Origin of the sequence: Sulfitobacter delicatus, assembly GCF_900102535.1 — a bacterium.
Lineage (GTDB): Bacteria > Pseudomonadota > Alphaproteobacteria > Rhodobacterales > Rhodobacteraceae > Sulfitobacter > Sulfitobacter delicatus.
In genome coordinates, this window is sequence record NZ_FNBP01000009.1 from 132,700 (window position 1) to 154,529 (window position 21,830).

The window sequence follows — 21,830 nt, forward strand, 5'->3', positions numbered from 1 at the left end:
ACTTGGCAACTCGCTGCGGTTTCGGTGTAAGCTGCGGTAAGAGCAGAACAAAGGGTCAGGAAAGGCCGTATGGCGCAGCCAGACCGCAAGGCAAAACCGCATTTTTCACAACCGGTGCGTCAGATTTCTCTGATGTTGATCGTACTGGCATTGACCGGCGTCGGGGCGTTCCTCGCGCTGCCTTCAGTGCTGCCGATCTTTGCCGCGAACCCCTGGCTGAACGGGGTTATCATTTTTGTCTTCTTCGTCGGCGTGCTGGCCTGTTTCTATCAGGTTACGCAGCTGATTGGCTCGGTGCGCTGGATCGAGAACTTCGCTGCCGACAACCCGGTGCCCGATACGGTTGCCCCGCAACTGCTCGCGCCCCTGGCATCGCTGCTGCGGCAACGTGGTGCGAAAATGCAAGTGAGCCCGACGTCGACACGGTCGATCTTGGATTCCGTCGCCTCGCGCATCGACGAGGTGCGGGAAATCACCCGTTACATCGTCAATATGCTGATTTTCCTTGGTCTTCTGGGCACCTTCTACGGGCTCGCCACCACGGTGCCTGCGGTGGTCGACACGATCCGTTCGCTCGCACCGGGGGAGGGTGAGGCGGGTGTGGATGTCTTTGGCCGGTTGATGACCGGGCTAGAGGCACAGCTGGGCGGCATGGGCGTGGCCTTTGGGTCCTCGCTTCTGGGTCTCGCCGGATCGCTGGTCGTGGGTCTGTTAGAGCTTTTCGCGGGCCATGGGCAGAACCGTTTCTATCAAGAGCTAGAGGACTGGCTCAGCTCGATCACCCGCGTGGGCCTGACCACAGGCGATGACGCCAGCGACCAAAACGTCATGGCCAGCGTCATGGACCAAATGGTCGAGCAGATGGGCGAATTGCAGCAAATGTTCACCCAGTCCGACGTCAGCCGCTCGTCGGTCGACGACAAGCTGGGCAAGCTTGCGGATGCCGTGGATCGGATGACCACGCGGATGGAGCGGGATGACCCGACAGCCGGCGCGTTGGATCGGGTAGCCGATGGGCAAGAACGCCTAATTTCTGTGCTTGAAGGTCAGACCGCTTCAGAAGGGATCGACGCTGAAAGCCGGATGCGCTTGCGGTCGATCGACGTACAGATGCTGCGCATTCTTGAAGAAATCTCTGCGGGCCGTCAGGAGACGATGGCCGAGTTCCGCAAGGATATTTCGCTGCTTGCGAAAGCCCTATCAGGGCAGCGCGCAGCTGAAACCCGCCGCCCCCGGGCGGGCGACCCCCAAGGTGGCGAGGACCGCTAGATGGCGCTTTCCCGGCGGACAGGCGCAAGGTTTCAGGCCTCGATCTGGCCGGGTTTCGTGGATGCGATGACCGGGCTTTTGCTCGTGCTTATGTTTGTTCTGACCATCTTTATGGTGGTGCAATTCGTGCTTACCGAACGGATCAGTGGGCAGGAAAGTGAGCTGAACGCGCTGGCCGGAGAGGTCGCTGCCTTGGCCCAAGCGCTTGGGGTTGAAGAACGCACCACAGCGCGGCTGGAAGCCCGGCTCGGTGCGCTCAATGCATCGCTGAACGACGCGCGCGAGGAGGTATCGCGACAGGAAGCGGTGATCGCTGGTCTGACCGCAGAACGGGACGAACAGGATGCCGCGTTGCAGGCTGCTGAGGCCAAGATCACAGGGTTTGAAGCGCGGGTCGCGGCGCTTTTGGCTTCGCAGGCTGAAGACCGGACCCGCATCGGCGCTTTGGAAGACCGCGAAGCCGAATTGCTCGACGAACAGGAAGCCCTGAATGTCGCCCTCAGCACCGCCCGCGACGAAATCGACGCTCAGACTGAGGCCGCCCGTCTGGCCGCTGCAAAACGTGAGGCGCTCGACGCCCTTGTCGCTGATCTGCGAGCACAGAACGCCGATGCTGAGGCTGAGGTGGCCGCGCTGAACGCTGAAGTGGCAGAGACCCAAGAAGCTCTCAGCGAAGAGGAGGCCGCCCGTTTGGCCGAGGCAGCTGCGGCTCAAGCTCTCCGCGAAAAGCTGGAAAACGCCGACGCGGAACTCACTGCCATGACCCTCGCCCTCGAAGAACAGCGCAAGAGGGCGGAAGATACGCTGACACTCCTGGCCGCGGCGCGGGCGGCGGAGAGCGATCTCGACACGCAACTGGCCGAAGCGCTGCTGCGCATGGAAAACCTAGAGCAGACCAGCGAAAGCCTTGATGCGGAGCGCGAGGCCCTTCGCGCCCAGCAGGAGGCGCTTAACGCGCAGCTTGAGGCTGCTGAAGGGACAGAGGGAGAGCTTCGCGCGCGTTTGGCCGAAGCTGAGGTCACTAAGAACGAACTCAACAGGCGGTTGGCTGAGGCTTTGAGCCGGGTTCAGGCTTTGGAGGAACAGGGCGAGGCGCTCAGTGGCGATCAGGCCGATTTGCGTGAGAGGTTGGCTCAGGCCCTCGCGGCAAAGCTGGCCGCCGAGACGCTGGCCGAGGATAAGACCACAGCCGCCGAACGCCGCGCTGCATTGCTGGCGCAAGCCGAGCAGACCTTGGCCGAAGAGAAGGCCGTGAGCGCCGAGGCGCAGCGGCAGACAGAGTTGTTGAACCAGCAGGTCGCGGAACTGCGCGCGCAACTGGGCAATTTGCAGGCGTTGCTGGACGATGCAGTGGCGCGGGATGCGGCGAAGTCGGTCGAATTACAATCACTAGGGTCTGAATTGAACACCGCACTGGCGCGGGTCGCCGCAGAAGAACGGCGGCGCGCCGAGTTGGAGGCCGCAGAGCGCAAGCGCTTGGAAGAAGAGACCAAAGACCTCGCGCAATATCGCTCGGAGTTCTTTGGCCGCCTGCGCGATTTGCTGGGCACGCAGGAAGGGGTACGGATCGAAGGTGACCGCTTTGTCTTCTCCTCCGAAGTGCTTTTTGCGCCGGGTAGTGCGGTGCTGAGCCAAGACGGCAAAGGCGAAATTGCCAAGGTCGCGGGCATACTGCGCAGCGTGGTGGATGACATCCCGGCAGAGATTGATTGGGTGATCCGGGTAGACGGCCACACGGATAATGTGCCCTTGTCGGGCCGGGGCGAGTTTGCCGACAACTGGGAATTAAGCCAAGCGCGAGCTCTGTCGGTGGTCAAATACATGATCAACTTCCTCGGCATCGCGCCGGACCGTTTGGCCGCGAATGGTTTTGGCCAGTACCAGCCCGTCGCCACCGGCAGCAGCGAAGAAGCGCGGGCACAGAACCGGCGGATCGAGTTGAAGTTTACCGAAAAATAGTCTGCGGCTTAGCGAACCGTGAGACTGCCACGGCGGGTGTCGATAACGGCGCCGTCTCGGAGCAGCGTGACCGTGCCTTCGTACTCTCCCGTCCGCCAAAGCCTAGCGCGGCGTTTCTTACCAACCGCACGAAAGGCCTGCGCCTGCGGCCTGTCCATGACCACGTCCTGCGCAATCACTTCGCCGCGCGGCCCCTGCAGGCTCAGGCGGAGGATGTCTCCTTTGCGGGTGCCATAGCTGTAGCCGTAGACCACCAAGGCAGGGGCGGTCGCAGGCAGGGTCTGACGATTGGCCGTCCCCCCTTTGATGTCAGAATAAGCCGGGATGCCCTCGGAGAACCCAACCGAGATCAACCCACCGGGGCGGTAGGGCGGCGTGTCCTGCCAGAGCGAAGTTTTAGGAGCTGCATCGCAGGTGGCCGTATCCGCAGGATCAAAAGGATCGATCGGCTCACCGTTGTGCCGCAGAGACAGATGGAGATGCGGAAATTCGGCCTGGCCGGATTGCCCGACCTGCCCCAGAGCGTCGCCCGTGGCCACGCGCTGCCCTTGGATGACTTGAACCGAGCCAAGCTTCATGTGGCAGTATTGGCTCTCCCAGCCCCCGCCGTGATCCAGTACCAAACCGTTACCGCATTCGCGTCCGCTAACCTCGGCCAAGGGCGCGCCATCGGTCATGCCGTCTCGCGTGCCCTTAACCACCCCATCCGCCGCCGCCCGCACTGTGACGCCAGCCCGCATCGCGGCTGTGCTCGGTAAGGCAAAATCGGTACCCTTATGGCTGTCATAGGTCAGCCCGAAACAGCGGTAATCGCTGGCCTCGGGGCCGGGATCTCGATCCATATATTGTTGGATGTAGCAGTCTTGCCCAAGGGTGCAATCAAGCGGGAAGCCCAATTGAAAATCCTCCGCCAGCGCAGGGCCGGCGGAGGACAGGAGCAGGGCCAGCAGGGCCCTGCGGATCATTCTGCGGTGAGCAGCGGTGGACGGTCGCCAGACAGACGCTTGCTCTCGACACCCAAGACCTTGAGCGTCAGCGCATCGTCCTTGACGCCAACCTTGACCACACCGCCCTTGGCAAGTTTGCCAAACAGCAATTCCTCGGCCAGCGGCTTTTTGATGTGCTCTTGGATCACGCGGCCCAAGGGACGTGCCCCCATCTTGTCGTCATAGCCTTTGTCGGCCAGCCATTCGGCGGCTTTCTTGCTAAGCTCAATGGTCACGTTGCGGTCCATCAGTTGTGCTTCGAGTTGCAGCACGAACTTTTCGACCACCCGCAGGATCACCGATTTCGGCAGCGGCGCGAAGCTAATGACAGCGTCGAGACGGTTGCGGAATTCCGGCGTGAAGGTCCGCTCGATCGCGGCGGTGTCTTCACCGGTACGACGCTCGCGGCCAAAGCCCACGGCCTCTTTCGCCTGCTCGGAAGCCCCGGCGTTGGAGGTCATGATCAGCACCACATTGCGGAAATCCACCGTGCGGCCGTTGTGATCGGTCAGCTTGCCGTGGTCCATCACCTGCAACAGGATGTTGTAGACATCCGGATGCGCCTTCTCCATCTCGTCGAGCAGCAGCACGCAGTGCGGATGCTGGTCTACGCCATCGGTCAGCATGCCACCCTGGTCAAAACCGACATAGCCCGGAGGCGCGCCGATCAGGCGGGAGACGGCGTGTTTCTCCATATATTCCGACATGTCGAAGCGCAGCAGTTCCACGCCCAGCGTATCGGCGAGTTGCTTGGCGACCTCGGTTTTACCCACACCGGTTGGCCCGGCAAAGAGGTAGTTGCCGATGGGTTTGTCCGGCTCGCGCAGGCCAGCGCGGGACAGTTTGATCGCCGAGGACAGCGCCACGATGGCATCGTCTTGGCCAAAGACCACACGCTTGAGAGAACTTTCGAGGTCTTTCAGCACGATGACGTCATCTTTGCTGACATTCTTCGGCGGGATGCGGGCGATCTTGGCCACAACGGCTTCAACTTCCTTGGTGCCGATGGTCTTGCGGCGCTTGGAGGCGGCCACGAGATGCTGGGCGGCACCCGCTTCGTCGATCACGTCGATGGCGGAGTCCGGCAGCTTGCGGTCGTTGATATAGCGATGTGCCAGCTCAACGGAGGTCTTGATCGCATCCGAGGTGTATTTAACGCTGTGGTGCTCTTCGAAATAGGGCTTCAGACCTTTGAGGATCTTGGTGGCGTCTTCGACCGAAGGCTCGCTCACGTCGATCTTCTGGAACCGGCGGCTCAGCGCGCGGTCCTTCTCAAAGTGCTGCCGGAACTCCTTGTAGGTGGTGGAGCCCATGGTGCGCAGTTTGCCGCCCTGTAGCGCGGGCTTCAGCAGGTTGGAGGCATCCATTGCGCCGCCCGAGGTGGCACCGGCACCGATCACGGTGTGGATTTCGTCGATGAACAGCACGGCGTCCTTGTGCTCTTCAAGCTCGGTCACGACGGCTTTCAGACGCTCTTCGAAGTCACCACGGTAGCGGGTGCCAGCAAGCAGCGCGCCCATGTCGAGCGAGTAGATCGTGGTATTGGCCAGAACCTCGGGCGTTTCACCTGCAACAATCTTGCGCGCCAGACCTTCGGCGATGGCGGTTTTGCCCACGCCCGGATCACCCACCAACAGCGGATTGTTCTTGCGGCGGCGGCAGAGCACCTGGATGCAGCGCTCGACTTCACTCTCGCGGCCGATCAGCGGGTCAATATCGCCTTCGCGGGACTTGGCATTGAGGTCCACGCAGTATTTCGCCAGCGCGGATTCTTTCTTTTCGCCTTCGGTGACACCGGGGGCTTCTTCTTCATGCTCCGGCGCACCGGCCACGGGGCGGGATTCGCCGTAGGCGGGGTCTTTGGCGACGCCATGGGCGATGAAGTTCACCGCGTCATAGCGCGTCATGTCCTGCTCTTGCAGGAAATAGGCGGCGTTGCTTTCACGCTCGGCAAAGATCGCGACCAGCACATTGGCCCCGGTCACTTCGGTCCGGCCCGAGGATTGCACGTGGATCGCGGCGCGCTGGATGACGCGCTGGAAGGCGGCGGTCGGCACGGCTTCGGACCCGTCGATATCGGTGACCAGATTGCTCAGGTCATCGTCGACAAATTCGACCAGCGTGTCGCGCAGATCAGAGACGTCGACCGAACAGGCTTTCATCACCTGAACCGCGTCAGGCTCATCAAGCAGCGCCAACAGCAGGTGTTCCAGCGTAGCGAATTCATGGCGGCGGGCATTGGCCAACGCGAGGGCTGCGTGGATTGCCTGCTCAAGTGTAGTCGAGAATGAAGGCACGGGCGTGCTCCTTTTCGATCGGGGTCGGTGAGGTTCTGAGATGTCTCAGGCCCCGGTCCGACCATGGCCTCATAGTATTAGAGTTTGGTTGATCATGGCCCATCTTCAAGAAGATTCTGGTCCGAATCGGTCACATTTGCCGTGAGCGAGGACTTTGGGCCATGATTGCAGGCACTCAGAATTGGTCTTTGCGCTTGCGAATTTCGGTAAACACTTCCGTGTCGGTGGCGTCTGGCATCCTCAGGGTCGCGCGAATGGCCGGGTCGGCGGGGCGCAGGAAGGGATTGGTTTCTAGTTCCAGTGAAAGCGGCGAGGGGACGGTGGGGCGGCCTGCTTCGCGGGCGGTCTCGATGTCCTTGGACCTTGATATAAGCGCGGGATTTTCCGGATCAACGGTCAGGGCGAATTTTGCGTTGGCGGCGGTATATTCGTGGCCTGAACAGATCGTAGTGTCTGAGGGCAGGGCAGCGAGCTTTTGCAGGCTCTCCCACATCTGCGCGGGCGTGCCTTCGAACAGGCGGCCGCAGCCTAGGGCCATCAGGCTGTCGGCGGTGAAGGCGGTTTTGGCCTTTGGCACGTAGAAAGCGATATGGCCGACGGTGTGGCCCGAGACGTCGAGCACCTCGGCCTCCAGCGCCCCAAGATCGATGCTGTCGCCTTCGTCGATCTTGCGGTCGAGCGGAGGCAGGCGGTGGACGTCGGCCTTAGCCCCGATCACGCGGGCCGGGAAACGCTCAAGCACATCAGCGAGGCCTTGCACGTGGTCCGGATGGTGATGCGTCAGCCAGATCTGGCTCAGCTCCCACCCCCGCGTTGTCAGCTCTGCGATGATTGGTGCCGCTTCGGGCACGTCGATCAGCGCCACCTTGCCGCTGTCATGGTCGCGCAGCAGGAAGGCGTAATTGTCCGACAGACAGGGAATCGTGACCAGATCAAAGGCCATGGCGTCTTACCTCGCTGTGTTGTTATGCTGAGATCAGAGTGACATTCACCAAGGCGGGCTGCAATGCATCTTGATGTACAGGATCTGCGCAATTTCTATTATCGCAGCGCATTGGGCCGCGCGGCGCAGAAATCCCTGCGCGGGCGGTTGCTGGAACTTTGGCCTGAAGCGAAGGGGCAGACCGTCGTCGGCTTTGGCTTTGCCGCACCCCTGCTGCGGCCCTATCTGGCGGACGCGCGGCGGGTGATGGTGCTAATGCCCGGCCCGCAGGGGGTGATGCCTTGGCCTGCGGGGATGCCGAACACCTCGGTGCTGACCGAAGAAACGCTTTGGCCGGTCGAGACGGGTGCGGTCGATAAGCTGGTGCTGATGCATGGGCTGGAGACTTCGGAACGGCCCAGTGATCTGCTCGATGAATGCTGGCGTGTGCTGGGGCCGGGGGGCAAGGCGCTGTTTATCGTGCCGAGCCGGGCGGGCATGTGGGCGCGGCGGGATCGTACGCCCTTTGGCTATGGGCGTCCCTACACGCCGGGGCAGCTGGAAACGCAATTGCGCAAACATCAGTTCTTGCCGGAGCGGCATATTGGGGCACTGTACCAATTCCCCTCGCAACAGCGAATCTGGATGAAGTCAGCGCCGCTGTTCGAAAAAATTGGCCGCCAGATGCCTACGATGATGGGCGGCGGGGCGATCATGGTGGAGGCGACCAAGCTGGTCTATCCGCCGAGGGGGCGGCCTGAGCGCACCCGTGCACGGCGGGCGATTGGGGTGCTTGAGGGCATGGCGGAGCCGCAGGCCAAGCCCGTCTGAGCCCAGTACACAAGGGCCGAGCGGCATTGCCGGCAGCGGGATTCGCCAGAAGTGCTGCATTCTAGCCGACCCAGCCCGCCGATTTTTCATGCGGCAATGGGTCGCTCTTTGGTGTAGGCCTTGCAATATTGCCGCGGGCGGGAACATTAGCTGCCTATACTGTGTTGCCGGGCGCGAACCTGTCTGCTACATCGCCCCTGATTTAGACGTCTTGGGTAACTTCAAGCCGCGCCAACTGCTGGTGACGCGAGATTTTCGCATATCCGGCGCTTATTGAACGAGAGGATGGACGTGTCCGAACCTGCTTCCATTTCCACCGGCATCGCGGAACGCTACGCGACAGCCGTGTATGATCTGGCCCGCGAGGCCAATCAGGTCGATGCCATCGAGGGCGATCTTGACGCGCTTGACGCGGCTTTGACCGACAGCGATGACTTTCAACGCCTGATCTCTTCGCCCCTCTATACGCGCGAACAGCAGGCCGAAGCGATCAAGGTGCTGGCCGACAAGATGGGCCTGACCAAGACCATGGCGAATACGCTGGCGCTGATGGCGCAAAAGCGTCGCCTGTTTGTGCTGCCCGCGCTGGTCAAGGCGCTGCGCGAGACGATTGCCGACGCCAAGGGTGAGATCACCGCAGACGTCACCTCGGCCAAGGCGCTGACCAAGACGCAGTCGGACAAGCTGACCAAGTCGCTCAATGCCTCCACCGGCAAAAAAGTATCACTTCATGCGACCGTTGATGAAAGCCTCATCGGCGGTCTTGTTGTCAAAGTGGGCTCGAAAATGATCGATACGTCGATCCGTTCCAAGCTCAATTCCCTCCAGAATGTAATGAAAGAGGTCGGATAAATGGGTATCCAAGCAGCAGAGATTTCTGCGATCCTGAAGGACCAGATCGAGGATTTCGGTCAGGAAACCGAAGTCGCCGAAGTGGGCCGCGTTCTCTCCGTCGGTGACGGTATCGCCCGCGTTTACGGTCTGGACAATGTTCAGGCCGGCGAGATGGTCGAATTCCCCGGCGGCATTCAGGGCATGGCCCTGAACCTCGAAGCCGACAACGTGGGTGTTGTTATTTTCGGTTCCGACCGTGACATCAAAGAAGGCGACACCGTCAAGCGCACCAACTCCATCGTGGACGTGCCAATCGGTGACGAACTGCTGGGCCGCGTTGTTGACGGTCTGGGCAACCCCATTGACGGCAAAGGCCCGATCGGCGCCACCAAGCGCGGCATCGCCGACGTCAAAGCGCCCGGCATCATCCCGCGTAAATCGGTGCATGAGCCGATGGCAACTGGCCTCAAGTCCGTTGACGCGATGATCCCAATCGGCCGTGGCCAGCGTGAGCTGATCATTGGTGACCGTCAGACCGGTAAAACCGCCGTCGCCCTCGACGCGATGCTGAACCAAGCGCAGGTTAACGCCGCTGCTGGCGACGACGAAGGCAAGAAGATGTACTGCGTCTATGTCGCCATCGGCCAGAAGCGTTCGACCGTTGCTCAGCTTGTGAAAAAGCTCGAAGAGACCGGCGCGATTGACTATTCCATCGTTGTGGCCGCAACCGCGTCCGAGCCTGCACCGATGCAGTTCCTCGCGCCCTATGCCGCCACCGCCATGGCCGAGCATTTCCGCGACAATGGCCGCCACGCGCTGATCATCTATGATGACCTGTCCAAACAGGCCGTGTCCTACCGTCAGATGTCCCTGCTGCTGCGCCGCCCACCGGGCCGTGAAGCTTATCCGGGCGACGTTTTCTACCTCCACTCCCGCCTGCTTGAGCGTTCCGCGAAGCTGGGTGACGAGGCTGGCAACGGCTCGCTGACGGCTCTGCCGATCATTGAGACCCAAGGTGGCGACGTATCCGCGTTTATTCCGACCAACGTGATCTCGATCACCGACGGTCAGATCTTCCTTGAGACCGAATTGTTCTATCAGGGCATCCGTCCTGCTGTGAACACCGGTCTGTCGGTGTCGCGTGTGGGCTCCTCGGCCCAAACCAAGGCGATGTCCTCGGTCGCTGGTCCGGTGAAGCTCTCGCTGGCTCAGTACCGCGAAATGGCGGCCTTTGCTCAGTTCGGCTCCGATCTGGACGCCGCGACCCAGCAGCTGCTGAACCGTGGTGCGCGTCTGACCGAACTGATGAAGCAGCCGCAGTATGCACCGCTTACCAACTCGGAAATCGTCTGCGTGATCTATGCCGGTACCCACGGCTATCTCGACAAGGTGGACGTGTCGGAGGTTGGCCGTTTCGAGGCAGGCCTGCTGGCGCATCTGCGCAGCAAGCACGACGACCTTCTCAAGGACATCACCAACAATGACCGCAAGGTCAAAGGCGAGTTGGAAGAGAAGATCAAAGCCGCCATTGACGGTTTCGCCGCCGACTTCGCTTAAACGGGAGATAAGGCAATGCCAAATCTCAAGGACCTGAAGAACAGGATCGCGTCGGTCAAATCGACCCGCAAGATCACCAAGGCCATGCAAATGGTTGCCGCGGCGAAACTTCGCCGCGCGCAGGAGGCTGCCGAGGCTTCGCGTCCCTATACGGAGCGGTTCAATGCCGTGATGGCAGGGCTCGCGGGTAGCGTCGGCGGTTCCGACAGCGCGCCCAAGCTGCTCAGCGGCACGGGTGAAGACAAAGTGCATCTGCTGGTGGTCATGACCGCCGAACGCGGGCTGTGCGGCGGCTTCAACAGCAACATCGCGAAGAAGGCGAAAGCCCATGCGCGTGAACTGCTGGCTCAGGGCAAAGAGGTGAAAATCCTCACCGTTGGCAAAAAAGGCCGTGATGCGCTGCGTCGCGACATGGGCGACCATCTGGTCGGTCACGTGGACCTCAGCGAAGTCAAAAAGATCGGCTATGGTGATGCGCAGAAGATCGCGCAGGACGTGCTGAACCGCTTTGACGCGGGTGAATTTGACGTGGCGACGATCTTCTATGCGAAGTTCGTTAACGTGGTCATGCAGACGCCCACGGCGCAGCAGATCATCCCCGCCAAATTCGACGCCGAAGACGGCGAAGACAGCAGTGCGTCCACATTGTTCGACTATGAACCCAGCGAAGAAGCGGTCTTGGCCGATCTTCTGCCGCGCGGGGTCGCCACGGCGATCTTCTCGGCACTGCTGGAGAATGGCGCGTCCGAGCAGGGTGCGCGGATGTCGGCGATGGACAACGCCACACGCAACGCGGGTGAGATGATCGACAAACTGACCATCCAGTACAACCGCTCGCGTCAGGCTGTCATCACCAACGAGCTGATCGAAATCATTTCCGGCGCGGAAGCGCTGTAAGCAAATCGGAGAAACGACATGGCAAATGCTGTCGGTAAAATCACACAGGTCATCGGCGCTGTCGTTGACGTTCAATTCGAAGGCGACCTGCCGGAGATCCTCAACGCGCTGCACACCGAAAACCAGGGCAAAACGCTGGTTCTCGAAGTCGCGCAGCACCTTGGCGAAAACACGGTTCGTGCCATTGCGATGGACGCGACCGAAGGTCTCGTTCGCGGTCAGGCCGTGACAGACACAGGCGACCAGATCCGCGTGCCCGTGGGCAACGCCACACTGGGCCGCATCATGAACGTCACCGGCGACGCGGTTGACGAGCAGGGTCCGGTAAACTCTGACGCGACACGCGCCATTCACGGCGAAGCGCCTGAGTTCGCTGAGCAGTCGACCGAGACCCAGATCCTCGTGACAGGCATCAAGGTCATCGACCTGCTGGCGCCTTACACCAAGGGTGGTAAAATTGGTCTCTTCGGCGGTGCCGGCGTGGGCAAGACGGTTCTCATCATGGAACTGATCAACAACATCGCCAAAGTGCACTCCGGTCTGTCCGTTTTCGCGGGCGTGGGTGAGCGAACGCGTGAAGGCAACGACCTTTACCACGAGATGATCGAATCCGGCGTTATCGTCCCTGACAACCTGGTCGATTCGAAAATTGCGCTGGTCTATGGCCAGATGAACGAACCTCCCGGTGCGCGGATGCGGATCGCCCTGACCGGCCTGACATTGGCCGAGCAGTTCCGCGACGAATCCGGTTCCGACGTTCTGTTCTTCGTCGACAACATCTTCCGCTTCACTCAAGCCGGTTCCGAAGTGTCCGCTCTGTTGGGCCGTATTCCTTCCGCTGTGGGCTACCAGCCGACACTGGCGACGGACATGGGCGTGATGCAGGAGCGTATTGCCTCGACCAAATCCGGTTCGATTACTTCCGTTCAGGCCGTTTACGTCCCTGCGGATGACCTTACCGATCCGGCGCCTGCGACCTCCTTTGCCCACCTCGACGCGACAACGGTTCTGGATCGTTCGATCTCGGAAAAGGGCATCTACCCGGCGGTTGACCCGCTTGGCTCCACCTCGCGTCTGCTTGACCCGCTGATCATCGGCGACGAGCACTACAAGGTGGCGACAGATGTGCAGCAGGTGCTTCAGCGCTACAAATCGCTTCAGGACATCATCGCCATTCTCGGCATGGACGAGCTGAGCGAAGAAGACAAACTGACCGTGGCCCGTGCGCGTAAGATCGAGCGTTTCCTCAGCCAGCCCTTCGACGTGGCGAAAGTCTTCACAGGCTCCGACGGTGTTCAGGTGCCGCTGGAAGAAACCATCGCGTCCTTCAAGGCCGTGGTTGCCGGTGAATACGATCACCTGCCCGAAGGTGCCTTCTACATGGTTGGTGGCATCGAAGACGTGAAGGCGAAAGCCGAGAAAATGGCGGCAGACGCCGCTTAAGGAGCGCTGACAATGGCAGACACAATGCAATTCGACCTCGTTTCGCCGGAGCGGCGGCTGGCATCGATGCAGGTGACGGCCGTGCAGATTCCGGGCACTGAGGGCGACATGACGGCCATGGCCGATCATGCGCCCACCATCACCACCCTGCGTCCGGGCCTTCTGCGCGTAGAAAGCCCGGAGGGCACGTCCGAATATGTCGTGACCGGCGGCTTTGCCGAAATCGGCGGTCAGGGCGGTGGCGTGTCTGTGCTGGCGGAACGTGCCGTGGCACGGGCCGACATGACCCAAGAGCAGATGGACAGCATGGTGGCAGAGGCGCATGCCGTCTATGCCCGCGCCAAGGACAACTGGGAAAACGAGCCCGGTCCCGTGGATGATGCGGCCAAGCTTTTGGCCGACATGGTTGCCGTTGGCGATCATATCGGACTGTCAAGCAAGCAGCCCAACCTGTAATCCGTTCCTATCGCTTTATGAAAGCCCCGCCTTGGCGGGGCTTTTGTGCTTTTACGCCCTGCCACGCTGCGGCATCATGGGCGCAATGAGACCAATACAGGCCAAGCTTTCCTATGAAGAAAATCCGCAGTCATACAATCGGCGTCGATAGTGGCGATGTGATGCTGTTTTCGGATTATGAGGACGGCGGGCCGATGTGGACGGGCAGGGGCCAGCGTGAGCGCCGCCGCCGGATAAACTTCTCCGAGCCGTTTCGCGAAGCACCGACAGTGCACCTCAGCCCCTCGCTTTGGGACATCGACAGCAGCACGGTGATCCGCGCTGATGTCAGCGCTGAAGCGGTCACAGAGGCCGGCTTTGACATGGTGTTCCGCACATGGGGGGACACCCGTGTCGCACGGATGCGCATGGCTTGGACGGCGATTGGTGCAGTGGGGGAAGAGGATGATTGGGCGGTAGACTAGCGCCCTGATCGGGGGGGGAGGGCAGCCCTGGAGGGCTACCCTGCGTGTGTAATTAGTCGTGGCTATACATGCCGTCGTAGATCGGGCCCAGCGTCTCCGCCTCAAAGAGTGAGGAAACCGAGGTGCCGTTCCAGATGTTCAGGATCGCTTGGGCAAACATCGGTGCGGTTGGCACAATCCGAATGTTTTCCGCTTTCTCGACTGCCGCCGTAGGCGCGATGCTGTCGGTAATCACCAAGGATTTCATGACCGAGTTGGTCACGCGCTCTACTGCTGGGCCGGACATGACGCCGTGGGTGATGTAGGAATGGACTTCCTTCGCACCGTTCTCGAGAAGCACTTCGGCGGCTTTGCAGAGCGTACCGGCGGTGTCGCAGATGTCGTCCACAATCAGGCAGGTTTTGCCCTTCACGTCACCGATCACGGTCATCTCGGCAACTTCGCCAGCCTTTTCGCGGCGCTTGTCCACGATCGACAGCGGCGCATTGACCCGCTTGGCCAATTCACGGGCCCGGGCCACGCCACCCACGTCGGGGCTGACGATCATTAGCTCGTCCATCTGGTCTTTGAAGGCGTCTTTAATGTCCAGCGCGAAGATCGGCGAGGCATAGAGGTTGTCGACCGGGATGTCGAAGAAGCCCTGGATCTGGGCCGCGTGTAGGTCCATCGTCAGGATGCGTTCGATGCCACTGCCGGTCAGCATATTGGCAACCATCTTGGCGGTGATCGGTGTCCGCGCCTTGGTGCGGCGGTCCTGACGGGCATAGCCGAAATAGGGGAGCACAGCGGTGACACGCGCAGCCGAAGAGCGGCGCAATGCGTCGGCCATGATCATCAGCTCCATCAGGTTGTCATTCGCGGGGTTCGACGTGGGCTGGATGATGAACATGTCCTCACCGCGCACGTTCTCATAGACCTCGACGAAGATTTCGCCGTCGTTAAACCGCTCAACCCGCGCATCGACGAGCCCCACGTTAACGCCGCGGTGCAGCGACATGCGCCGGGCGATGGCCTTGGCAAGCGGCATATTGGCATTGCCTGAGATCAGCTTGGGTTCTGAAGTGCGTGGCATAGGGGCTCCGGAGCAGCGGTTGATTGCAGATTCGTGACGTTGACACCGCTTAGCATGGGCTTACGGTCGGGCAAAGCTGCACCGCCCCGGAAGGAGAGCCAAATGGCCCGTATCGATTATTTTTTCGCAACCCTGTCGCCCTATTGCTACCTTGCCGGGAACCGGCTTGAAGAGATTGCCGATAAGCACGGGGCCGAGGTGGTTTATAAACCTTTCGACATCGTGGCGGCCTTTCCCCGCACGGGTGGCCTGTCTCCGGCAGAACGACACCCCAGCCGGAATGAATACCGCGCCCAAGATTTGCCCCGCCAAGCGCGCAAACTCGGCATGCCCTTCAACCTCAAGCCCGCCCATTGGCCGACCAACGGCGCGCCTGCGGCCTACGCCGTTATCGCGGCGCAGAACGCGGGCGGGGGCAATCTTGGCAAGCTCACGCATGCGATCACCCGCGCGGTCTGGGCTGAGGAAAAGGACATCGGGCACGATGATGTTGTGCGCGATTGCCTGAGTGAGGCAGGCTTCGACCCTGATCTGGCCAATAGCGGGTTGCTGCAAGGGGCCGAGACCTATGCCGCAAATCTTGAAGAGGCCGTGACACAGGGCGTTTTCGGTGCGCCGTTCTACATCGTTGGCGATCAGAAGTTCTGGGGTCAGGACCGGTTGGAGGATCTCGACCTGCACCTCGGGGGCAAACTGTGATTCCTGAGGTCAACGCAAGGCGCTTTGGCTATGGCCTGCGCCCGGCTTTGGCGATCCATTGTTCTCTGGCCCATTCCGGCGCATGGCGGCGGGTGGGAGAGGCGTTGGCCGACGATCTGACCATACGCGCCTTTGACCTGCCCATGCATGGCAAGTCCGGCGATTGGGACGGGCAACGTAACATCCATGATGTTGCCACTGACATGGCGCTTAGCCTGCTTGAAGCGCCGATGGACCTGATCGGCCATTCATTCGGGGCGACGGTCGCCATGCGGATCGCGATTGAACGGCCCGAGCTTGTGCGCAGCCTTACGATGATTGAGCCAGTTTATTTTGCCGCTGCGGCGCAGGACGATCCGGAAGGCATGGCGGAGTACAACGAGCAGAACGAAGCCTTTGAGGCTGCCTTGGCTGAGGGGGATCGGGAAACCGCTGCGCGGCTGTTCAACCGGGTCTGGGGGGACGGCACGAAATGGGACCAAATCCCCGCACCTACCCGCGCCTATATGGTGGACCGGATCGACTTTATCCCTGCCTCATCGCCGTTTCTGGGCGGAGACAGCGCAGGGCTTCTGGCGCCGGGGATGTTCGACCGCGCGGTAATGCCCGCTCTGCTGATCGAAGGCAGTGCTTCGCCAAAGGCAGCGCACGCGATCAACGATTCGCTGATGCGACGCCTGCCGAATGCGCGGCGTGTCGTGGTTGAGGGAGCAGGGCATATGGTGCCGATCACCCACCCCGGCGAGGTTGCCGGGGCGATAAGTGATTTCCTTGCGGAAGTGCCGCTCGCCTGAAGGCTCAGAAGTGGCTTAGGAATAGGTCGATCTGCGCGCGACTGATTGACCAATCGCAGACCATGCGGGCCGCTAGCAATTCGCCGTCATCCCCATCGAGCGTTCCATCCCAGAGATAGTAACGCGCGCCTGCGTCGTGCAGTTTGCGGTGGATGGCCCGCGGGAAACGGGGGAAGAGCATATTGGCGGCGGGTTCAAAGAGAAATTCCGCCCCCGCTTTGTGCAGCCCTTCAGCCAAATAAGCGGCGTTGGCATTGGCTTGTTTTGCCGTCTCCAACCAAGCGCCATCGGCGAGGTAGCCCGCCATCTGCGCCGACAAGAACCGGTGTTTGGAGAACAGATGCGCCCCGCGCTTGCGGCGCAGTTCGAACTCCCACGCCTTCTTAGGGTCGAAAAACACGACCGCTTCAACGCCCATGCAGCCGTTCTTGGTGCCGCCAAAGCTCACCACATCAACGCCCGACTTCCACGTCATCTCTGCCGGGGTGCAGCCCAAGGCCACCAAGGCATTGGCGAAACGCGCGCCGTCCATATGCACAGGGCAGTCGAATTCCTCGGCCACCGCCGTCAGTGCCTGCAATTCGTCAAGACTGTGCACGCCGCCGCGTTCGGTCACCTGTGTGATCGACACCGGCCCGCGCTGCGGCGTGTGCACATCACCCGCTGCACGCGCGACAATGGCGCGGCGCAGGGCGTCTGGGGTCATCTTGTCGTCCGTCTCCACCAGCGTCAGCTTGGCAGCCCCGGCGTAGAATTCAGGCGCGTTGCACTCGTCCTCCTCGATATGCGCGACCTTAGAGCAGAAAATCGTCTGCCACGGCTGACAGTAGCAGGCGAGCGCCAGCGCATTAGCCGCAGTGCCGGTGGCGACAAGGTAGACCGCCGCCTCAGGCGCCTCAAATTGTTCACGTATCTGGCTGCGCACCTCGTCCATGATCGGATCTTTGCCGTAGGGCATGGCGTAATCGGTGTTGGCCGCGATCACGCGCTCCATCACCTTCGGGGCGACGGGGCCGGCATTGTCAGAGGCGAAAAACATCAGGTGGGCTCCTCAATAATATGGTCTTCCCATTCCTCGAATGGGGTATCAAATTCGGACACGGTATCAAATTGCACGCTTACCCCGGCATCATGCACGCTGTCAGGCGTGCCGGTCAGCAGGGGGTGCCATTCGGGCAACGGCTTGCCCTCCCAGAGCAGGCGATAGGCGCAGGTCAGCGGCATCCAATAGGCGTGGGTATCAAGGTTGTCGGGGCGCAGTACGATGCAGTCGGGCACGAACTCATGCCGGTTCTCATAATGCACGCAGCGGCAGGTGCTGTCGTCCAACAGGCGGCAGGCGACGCGGGTCAGGGCCACTTCGCCGCTGTCCTCGTCTTCGAGCTTGTTCAGGCAGCATTTCCCACAGCCGTCACAGAGCGCTTCCCATTCGGTCTGCGACATCTCTTTGAGCGGCTTCTTCTCCCAGAATTTCGGGGCCAGACCTTTGCGGGGGATCGGATCGCTCATAGCGCCGCCAGAATGGCGCGGGCGCGGGCGCAGTCGGCGTCCATCTGGGTGATGAGCGCATCGAGGCTGTCGAACTTCTCTTCGCCGCGTAGGTGCTCGACCAGACCGACCGATAGCGGGGCGCCATAGAGATCGCCCTTGAAGTCAAAGAGATAGGTTTCGAGGTTGGCTTTGTTCTCGCCAAACATGGGCCGCACGCCAATGCTGGCAGCCCCGTGGTAGCTGCCCTTGTGCGGTCCGTCCAGAACGTCCACCAGCACGGCATAAACGCCGAAAGCTGGCGGATGCAGCCCGTCGATCGACATATTGGCCGTGGGAAAGCCCAGCTCCCGCCCGCGCTGTTCGCCCGAGATCACCGGGCCGTCGATGCGGTGCCAATGGCCCAGCATCGCAGCGGCTTCGCGGGGGGCACCTCGGCTCAACGCTTCGCGGATCGCGGTGGAAGAAACGGTAAGCTCTTCACGCTCCATCAGCGGGGCGACGGTAACGCCAAAGCCGTATTCTTTGCCAAAGCGCACCAAATCCTCCGCCGTGCCGGCGCGACCTTTGCCAAAGCAGAAATCGGCGCCCACCACCACATGCGCCAGCCCAAGCCCCTCGTGCAGCACGTCGCGGGCAAAGGCTTCGGGTGTAAGCCCGGCCAGCGTGCCGTTGAAGGCCAGCTCATAGAGCCGCTCGACGCCGATCTTCTCTAGCCGGTGCGCGCGTGCTTCGCGGCCCATCAGGCGAAAGGGCGGGGCGTCAGGGGCGAAATATTCACGCGGATGCGGCTCGAATGTGACCACGCCGAGCGGGGCGTCGGGTGCGGCGCTTTGCGCCAGTTCGATCACCGAGCGGTGGCCAAGGTGAACGCCATCGAAATTCCCGATCGCGGCAGTAGCACCGCGATCCGGCAGGTCGACAAATTGATAATCTCGGATGATCCGCATGCGCCTTGCCTAGCTGCGCGGCGGCGCAAGGGCAAGATGCAGGCGCGGCGAAACTGCGCGGTCAGTCGAACTTGGCGGAAGGCGCGAGCACTGTGGCCTCACCTTCGAGAACGGCCTTCCCGTCGACCGAGCAGCGACAATCCATTTTCACGCGGCGCTTTCGGATGTCCATGTCGGTAACAGTCACTTCGGCCAGCACCATGTCGCCGGGGCGGACGGGGGCGAGGAATCTAAGCGACTGGCCAAGGTAGATGGTGCCATGGCCCGGAAGTTGCTCGCCGATTACTGCCGAGATCAGACCGGCTGTCAGCATTCCGTGGGCAATCCGACCTTCAAAGATCGTATCGCGGGCGTAGTCGTCATCCAGATGCACCGGGTTGTGGTCGGTTGAGACCTGCGCGAACATCTCGATATCCGTATCGGTCACGACCTTGCGCAGATGGCGAGTCATGCCGATTTCGATGTCTTCGATGCAGATCGTCCCGCGCGGCATATTGTCCAACATGACGGCCCCCATGATAACAAAGTGACGCCAACATCAGGCGCTCGGCAACTTTATTGCTTCGCAACTGCAGAAAGTCAAGTCATTTCTGGATTAGCGGAGGAATCCGATCGCATAGGTTGGGTCAGATGCTTCGCGGTCAAGATAGGCGCGCAGCTTATCTTCTTCCGGTTGCTGGGTGGTCGCGGTTTCCGATGCGGCCAGCCCGCCCGTGATGAATAGCGAATCGATGCCTTCGTCTATCGCGCCTTTGATGTCCGTCATAATGCCGTCACCGATGGCGAGGATGCGGCTGTCGGGGATATCGACGTCCAGCGCGGCAAGACGGCGGCGGGCAAGGTCGTAGATCGGGCCATGGGGCTTGCCGAAATAGAGGCTTTCGCCGCCCATTTCGGTATAGAGCGCCGCAAGCGCCCCGGCGCACCATTCGCGCACTTCGCCCCGGTCCACCACGATATCGGGGTTCGCGCAGAGCAGTTTTAGGCCCCGGGCGATGGCTTTCTCGAACTCGGGTTTCATCACCTCTGGGTCAGCCATTGGGTCGACGGGGCCAGTGCAAACGATCCCTTCGGCTTCTTCAAGCGGCACGGTCGTCACGTTCACCGGGTTGTCGAGGATCGCTAGCGGCTCAAAGAATTTGCGCTCACCGGGGTGGCCGATGAACCAGACCTTTTCGCCCACCGCGCCACGGAACATCGCCGACCGCGCGGAATCGCCTGAGGTGGCAATGCTGTCCCATGCGTCTTCTGTAACGCCGAAATGCTGCAACTGCTTCTCCACGCCAGAACGGGGGCGGGGGGAGTTGGTGACCAGCACGACCTTGCCGCCGGTCTTGCGGTAGGCTTGCAGCGCCGCGACCGCATCGGGCAACGCCTTGCGTCCGTCATGCACACAGCCCCAAAGATCGACAAAGAGCGCGTCGTATTGGTCGGAAACGTCCGGCAAGGCAGAGATAATGCGGGTCATGGGGCGGCCTTTCAAAAAGCGAGGGGCGGACACTTGGCCCGCCCGTTTGGCTTACATCTTAAGGTTGGGAATGATCTGCTTTTTGCGGCTCATCACGCCGGGGAGCACGACCGTGTCGCCGGTAACTTCAGCGCCGAAGCTCTGCTCGGCGATGTGCTTGACCATGTCGTTGGGCAGCAGAAGCGTTGCCTCTTCTTTCAGGATGTCGACGATGAACAAAAGCACCTGTGCGGCACCATCGGCTTCGGCCACTTTGGGCATCTCAGCCATCAGCGCGTCCTTGCGCTCCAGAAGCGGAGCGGGGGAGGTCGTTTCCAAGACGCTCACACGCAGGTTCGTGCCGTCGAGGTCGAATGCCTTGCTGTCCATGCGCAGCAGTTCGGCTTCGCTAAAGGACGACACATCGGATTTCGCGGCGAACATTTCGGCCGCATAGTCGCTGATGTCGACACCCAGATCCTGCGCGATGTCGTGCGCGATGGCGCGGTCTTCTTGCGTGGTGGTCGGACTGCGGAATTCCAGCGTGTCGGACAGGATGCAGGACAGAGCCGCCGCTTTCACGCCACGTGGGGCTTGGGCCCAATCCTTGCCGATCATTTTGTACATAATTGTCGCGGTGCAGGCGAGCGGCTGGATGTTGATCTCAATCGGCCCGCGTGTTTCCAGCCCGGCCACCAGACGGTGGTGGTCGATGATGCCGGTGATATCGGCCTCATTGATGTTGGCGGGCAGTTCGGCGGGGTTGTTGGTGTCGACGATCACAACCTTCGTGTCGGCTTCCAGATCGGTCAGGATTTCCGGCTTATCGAGGTTCCATTTATCGAGCATGAACAGCGCTTCGGTGTTCGGCTCGCCCAGCAGAACGGGCTTGGCGGGGATACCTTTGATTTCATTCAGGTACCAAGCCCAAACGATCGGGCTGCCGGTGCTGTCGGTGTCGGGAGATTTGTGGCCAAAAACAAGCGTTGTCATGGGGCGGTCCTGTCTATTCGGGTGGATTTGCGCGCCTTATAGCAGGTTGAATAGGCTTGTCACCTGCGCCTGCCGCATTGCGGCATTGCGTGTAGCGCCTAGAGGCCCAGTTCCGCGCGCTTCTTTTTGGTCAGCGCGGCGACGATCATGTCATACGAGACGCGGATGTGGTCGCGCAAGCTGTCGTCGCTGAGGCCCGGTTCGGCGTAATGCTGTATCCACTTCATTCCGCGAGAGGCGAGATAGGGTGCGGGGCGCAGGCCGGGGCTGTCCGAGAGGACTTCAAACGCCAGTTCGGTGACCTTGAAGGTAAAGGCGGGCGCGTCCTCGGCCCAGCCGCAGATGGCAAAGACCTTGCCGCCGACTTTCCAGACGTCGGCATTCCCCCATTGGACGACATGGGTGGTCTGGGGCAGGGCGGCACAGAAGGCATTCAATTCATCGCGGGTCATCGGGGAAGTTTAAAGGCCTA

At 61.2% G+C, this 21,830-nt stretch carries 22 protein-coding genes; 11 read left to right on the forward strand and 11 right to left on the reverse strand.

Annotated elements, in window-relative coordinates:
* Window positions 1–69 precede the first annotated feature (69 nt).
* The gene (locus BLS57_RS15020; protein WP_093743526.1) at window positions 70–1,269 is read left to right on the forward strand and encodes a biopolymer transporter ExbB; all 1,200 of its coding nucleotides are present in this window, start codon (window positions 70–72) and stop codon (window positions 1,267–1,269) included.
* Window positions 1,270–3,228 (forward strand): peptidoglycan -binding protein, encoded by a 1,959-nt coding sequence (locus tag BLS57_RS15025; protein ID WP_093743527.1) that lies wholly within the window; start codon window positions 1,270–1,272, stop codon window positions 3,226–3,228.
* Between the two features lie 8 nt (window positions 3,229–3,236).
* Here the strand turns inward: BLS57_RS15025 and BLS57_RS15030 are convergent, their stop codons facing one another.
* From BLS57_RS15030 to gloB, 3 genes are all read right to left on the reverse strand, one after another.
* Window positions 3,237–4,193, reverse strand: a complete 957-nt coding sequence (locus BLS57_RS15030) for a M23 family metallopeptidase (protein WP_093743528.1) — start codon at window positions 4,191–4,193, stop codon at window positions 3,237–3,239.
* The gene (gene clpA, locus BLS57_RS15035) at window positions 4,190–6,511 is read right to left on the reverse strand and encodes an ATP-dependent Clp protease ATP-binding subunit ClpA (RefSeq protein WP_093743529.1); all 2,322 of its coding nucleotides are present in this window, start codon (window positions 6,509–6,511) and stop codon (window positions 4,190–4,192) included. The genes BLS57_RS15030 and clpA overlap by 4 nt, the downstream gene beginning before the upstream one ends.
* Before the next feature lie 175 nt (window positions 6,512–6,686).
* On the reverse strand, window positions 6,687–7,454 hold the full coding sequence (gene gloB / locus BLS57_RS15040; RefSeq protein WP_093743530.1) for a hydroxyacylglutathione hydrolase: 768 nt from the start codon (window positions 7,452–7,454) through the stop codon (window positions 6,687–6,689).
* A 63-nt stretch (window positions 7,455–7,517) separates the two neighbouring features.
* Here gloB and BLS57_RS15045 point away from each other — a divergent pair, with 63 nt between their 5' ends.
* The 7 genes from BLS57_RS15045 to BLS57_RS15075 all read left to right on the forward strand — a co-directional run bounded on the left by BLS57_RS15045 (window position 7,518) and on the right by BLS57_RS15075 (window position 13,915).
* On the forward strand, window positions 7,518–8,264 hold the full coding sequence (locus tag BLS57_RS15045) for a methyltransferase domain-containing protein (RefSeq protein ID WP_093743531.1): 747 nt from the start codon (window positions 7,518–7,520) through the stop codon (window positions 8,262–8,264).
* A 291-nt stretch (window positions 8,265–8,555) separates the two neighbouring features.
* Window positions 8,556–9,116, forward strand: a complete 561-nt coding sequence (locus BLS57_RS15050) for a F0F1 ATP synthase subunit delta (RefSeq protein ID WP_208597581.1) — start codon at window positions 8,556–8,558, stop codon at window positions 9,114–9,116.
* On the forward strand, window positions 9,117–10,655 hold the full coding sequence (atpA, locus tag BLS57_RS15055; protein WP_093743533.1) for a F0F1 ATP synthase subunit alpha: 1,539 nt from the start codon (window positions 9,117–9,119) through the stop codon (window positions 10,653–10,655).
* Between the two features lie 15 nt (window positions 10,656–10,670).
* Window positions 10,671–11,552, forward strand: a complete 882-nt coding sequence (locus BLS57_RS15060) for a F0F1 ATP synthase subunit gamma (RefSeq protein ID WP_093743534.1) — start codon at window positions 10,671–10,673, stop codon at window positions 11,550–11,552.
* 18 nt (window positions 11,553–11,570) lie between these two features.
* On the forward strand, window positions 11,571–12,995 hold the full coding sequence (gene atpD / locus BLS57_RS15065) for a F0F1 ATP synthase subunit beta (protein WP_067629563.1): 1,425 nt from the start codon (window positions 11,571–11,573) through the stop codon (window positions 12,993–12,995).
* A 12-nt stretch (window positions 12,996–13,007) separates the two neighbouring features.
* Entirely contained in the window at window positions 13,008–13,451 is a 444-nt protein-coding gene (locus tag BLS57_RS15070; protein WP_093743535.1) for a F0F1 ATP synthase subunit epsilon, read from the forward strand.
* Window positions 13,452–13,564: 113 nt separating this feature from the next.
* Window positions 13,565–13,915, forward strand: a complete 351-nt coding sequence (locus BLS57_RS15075; RefSeq protein WP_208597582.1) for an H-type lectin domain-containing protein — start codon at window positions 13,565–13,567, stop codon at window positions 13,913–13,915.
* A 52-nt stretch (window positions 13,916–13,967) separates the two neighbouring features.
* On the opposite strand, the gene BLS57_RS15080 is transcribed toward BLS57_RS15075, so the two are convergent.
* A complete protein-coding gene (locus BLS57_RS15080) occupies window positions 13,968–14,987 on the reverse strand; it encodes a ribose-phosphate pyrophosphokinase (RefSeq protein WP_093743536.1) in 1,020 nt (339 codons plus the stop codon).
* Window positions 14,988–15,089: 102 nt separating this feature from the next.
* Between BLS57_RS15080 and BLS57_RS15085 the strand changes: the two genes are divergently transcribed.
* Both BLS57_RS15085 and BLS57_RS15090 read left to right on the forward strand, forming a co-directional pair.
* Complete coding sequence (locus BLS57_RS15085) at window positions 15,090–15,686, forward strand: 2-hydroxychromene-2-carboxylate isomerase (RefSeq protein WP_093743537.1); 597 nt, start codon at window positions 15,090–15,092, stop codon at window positions 15,684–15,686.
* Window positions 15,683–16,480: an alpha/beta fold hydrolase gene (locus BLS57_RS15090; protein WP_093743538.1), complete on the forward strand. Its 798-nt coding sequence runs from the start codon at window positions 15,683–15,685 to the stop codon at window positions 16,478–16,480. The genes BLS57_RS15085 and BLS57_RS15090 overlap by 4 nt, the downstream gene beginning before the upstream one ends.
* A gap of 4 nt (window positions 16,481–16,484) precedes the next feature.
* Here BLS57_RS15090 and BLS57_RS15095 read toward each other — a convergent pair whose 3' ends face one another.
* From BLS57_RS15095 to BLS57_RS15125, 7 genes are all read right to left on the reverse strand, one after another.
* Window positions 16,485–17,519 carry a threonine aldolase family protein gene (locus BLS57_RS15095; protein ID WP_093743539.1) on the reverse strand — a complete coding sequence of 345 codons (1,035 nt, stop codon included), beginning with the start codon at window positions 17,517–17,519 and terminating at the stop codon, window positions 16,485–16,487.
* The gene (locus tag BLS57_RS15100) at window positions 17,519–17,989 is read right to left on the reverse strand and encodes a YcgN family cysteine cluster protein (RefSeq protein WP_093743540.1); all 471 of its coding nucleotides are present in this window, start codon (window positions 17,987–17,989) and stop codon (window positions 17,519–17,521) included. Before BLS57_RS15100 ends, BLS57_RS15095 begins: the two co-directional genes overlap by 1 nt.
* Window positions 17,986–18,918, reverse strand: coding sequence for a bifunctional riboflavin kinase/FAD synthetase (locus BLS57_RS15105; protein WP_093743541.1), 933 nt, complete (start codon window positions 18,916–18,918; stop codon window positions 17,986–17,988). Before BLS57_RS15105 ends, BLS57_RS15100 begins: the two co-directional genes overlap by 4 nt.
* A 61-nt stretch (window positions 18,919–18,979) precedes the next feature.
* On the reverse strand, window positions 18,980–19,423 hold the full coding sequence (locus BLS57_RS15110) for a MaoC family dehydratase (protein WP_093743542.1): 444 nt from the start codon (window positions 19,421–19,423) through the stop codon (window positions 18,980–18,982).
* 90 nt (window positions 19,424–19,513) lie between these two features.
* The gene (locus BLS57_RS15115) at window positions 19,514–20,386 is read right to left on the reverse strand and encodes a TIGR01459 family HAD-type hydrolase (protein ID WP_093743543.1); all 873 of its coding nucleotides are present in this window, start codon (window positions 20,384–20,386) and stop codon (window positions 19,514–19,516) included.
* A 51-nt stretch (window positions 20,387–20,437) separates the two neighbouring features.
* Window positions 20,438–21,358: a manganese-dependent inorganic pyrophosphatase gene (locus BLS57_RS15120; protein ID WP_093743544.1), complete on the reverse strand. Its 921-nt coding sequence runs from the start codon at window positions 21,356–21,358 to the stop codon at window positions 20,438–20,440.
* Window positions 21,359–21,456: 98 nt separating this feature from the next.
* A complete protein-coding gene (locus BLS57_RS15125; RefSeq protein ID WP_093743545.1) occupies window positions 21,457–21,810 on the reverse strand; it encodes an MmcQ/YjbR family DNA-binding protein in 354 nt (117 codons plus the stop codon).
* Window positions 21,811–21,830 lie beyond the last annotated feature (20 nt).

Excerpts from the sequence above, each read along its gene's own strand:
- gloB (WP_093743530.1), bottom strand. The coding sequence starts at position 7,454 with ATGGCCTTTGATCTGGTCACGATTCCCTGTCTGTCGGACAATTACGCC.
- BLS57_RS15030 (WP_093743528.1), bottom strand. The coding sequence starts at position 4,193 with ATGATCCGCAGGGCCCTGCTGGCCCTGCTCCTGTCCTCCGCCGGCCCT.
- BLS57_RS15120 (WP_093743544.1), bottom strand. The coding sequence starts at position 21,358 with ATGACAACGCTTGTTTTTGGCCACAAATCTCCCGACACCGACAGCACC.
- BLS57_RS15105 (WP_093743541.1), bottom strand. The coding sequence starts at position 18,918 with ATGCGGATCATCCGAGATTATCAATTTGTCGACCTGCCGGATCGCGGT.
- BLS57_RS15075 (WP_208597582.1), top strand. The coding sequence starts at position 13,565 with ATGAAGAAAATCCGCAGTCATACAATCGGCGTCGATAGTGGCGATGTG.
- BLS57_RS15100 (WP_093743540.1), bottom strand. The coding sequence starts at position 17,989 with ATGAGCGATCCGATCCCCCGCAAAGGTCTGGCCCCGAAATTCTGGGAG.
- BLS57_RS15025 (WP_093743527.1), top strand. The coding sequence starts at position 1,270 with ATGGCGCTTTCCCGGCGGACAGGCGCAAGGTTTCAGGCCTCGATCTGG.
- BLS57_RS15095 (WP_093743539.1), bottom strand. The coding sequence starts at position 17,519 with ATGTTTTTCGCCTCTGACAATGCCGGCCCCGTCGCCCCGAAGGTGATG.
- atpD (WP_067629563.1), top strand. The coding sequence starts at position 11,571 with ATGGCAAATGCTGTCGGTAAAATCACACAGGTCATCGGCGCTGTCGTT.
- BLS57_RS15070 (WP_093743535.1), top strand. The coding sequence starts at position 13,008 with ATGGCAGACACAATGCAATTCGACCTCGTTTCGCCGGAGCGGCGGCTG.
- BLS57_RS15085 (WP_093743537.1), top strand. The coding sequence starts at position 15,090 with ATGGCCCGTATCGATTATTTTTTCGCAACCCTGTCGCCCTATTGCTAC.
- BLS57_RS15115 (WP_093743543.1), bottom strand. The coding sequence starts at position 20,386 with ATGACCCGCATTATCTCTGCCTTGCCGGACGTTTCCGACCAATACGAC.
- BLS57_RS15110 (WP_093743542.1), bottom strand. The coding sequence starts at position 19,423 with ATGTTGGACAATATGCCGCGCGGGACGATCTGCATCGAAGACATCGAA.
- BLS57_RS15125 (WP_093743545.1), bottom strand. The coding sequence starts at position 21,810 with ATGACCCGCGATGAATTGAATGCCTTCTGTGCCGCCCTGCCCCAGACC.
- BLS57_RS15020 (WP_093743526.1), top strand. The coding sequence starts at position 70 with ATGGCGCAGCCAGACCGCAAGGCAAAACCGCATTTTTCACAACCGGTG.
- BLS57_RS15060 (WP_093743534.1), top strand. The coding sequence starts at position 10,671 with ATGCCAAATCTCAAGGACCTGAAGAACAGGATCGCGTCGGTCAAATCG.
- atpA (WP_093743533.1), top strand. The coding sequence starts at position 9,117 with ATGGGTATCCAAGCAGCAGAGATTTCTGCGATCCTGAAGGACCAGATC.
- BLS57_RS15045 (WP_093743531.1), top strand. The coding sequence starts at position 7,518 with ATGCATCTTGATGTACAGGATCTGCGCAATTTCTATTATCGCAGCGCA.
- BLS57_RS15080 (WP_093743536.1), bottom strand. The coding sequence starts at position 14,987 with ATGCCACGCACTTCAGAACCCAAGCTGATCTCAGGCAATGCCAATATG.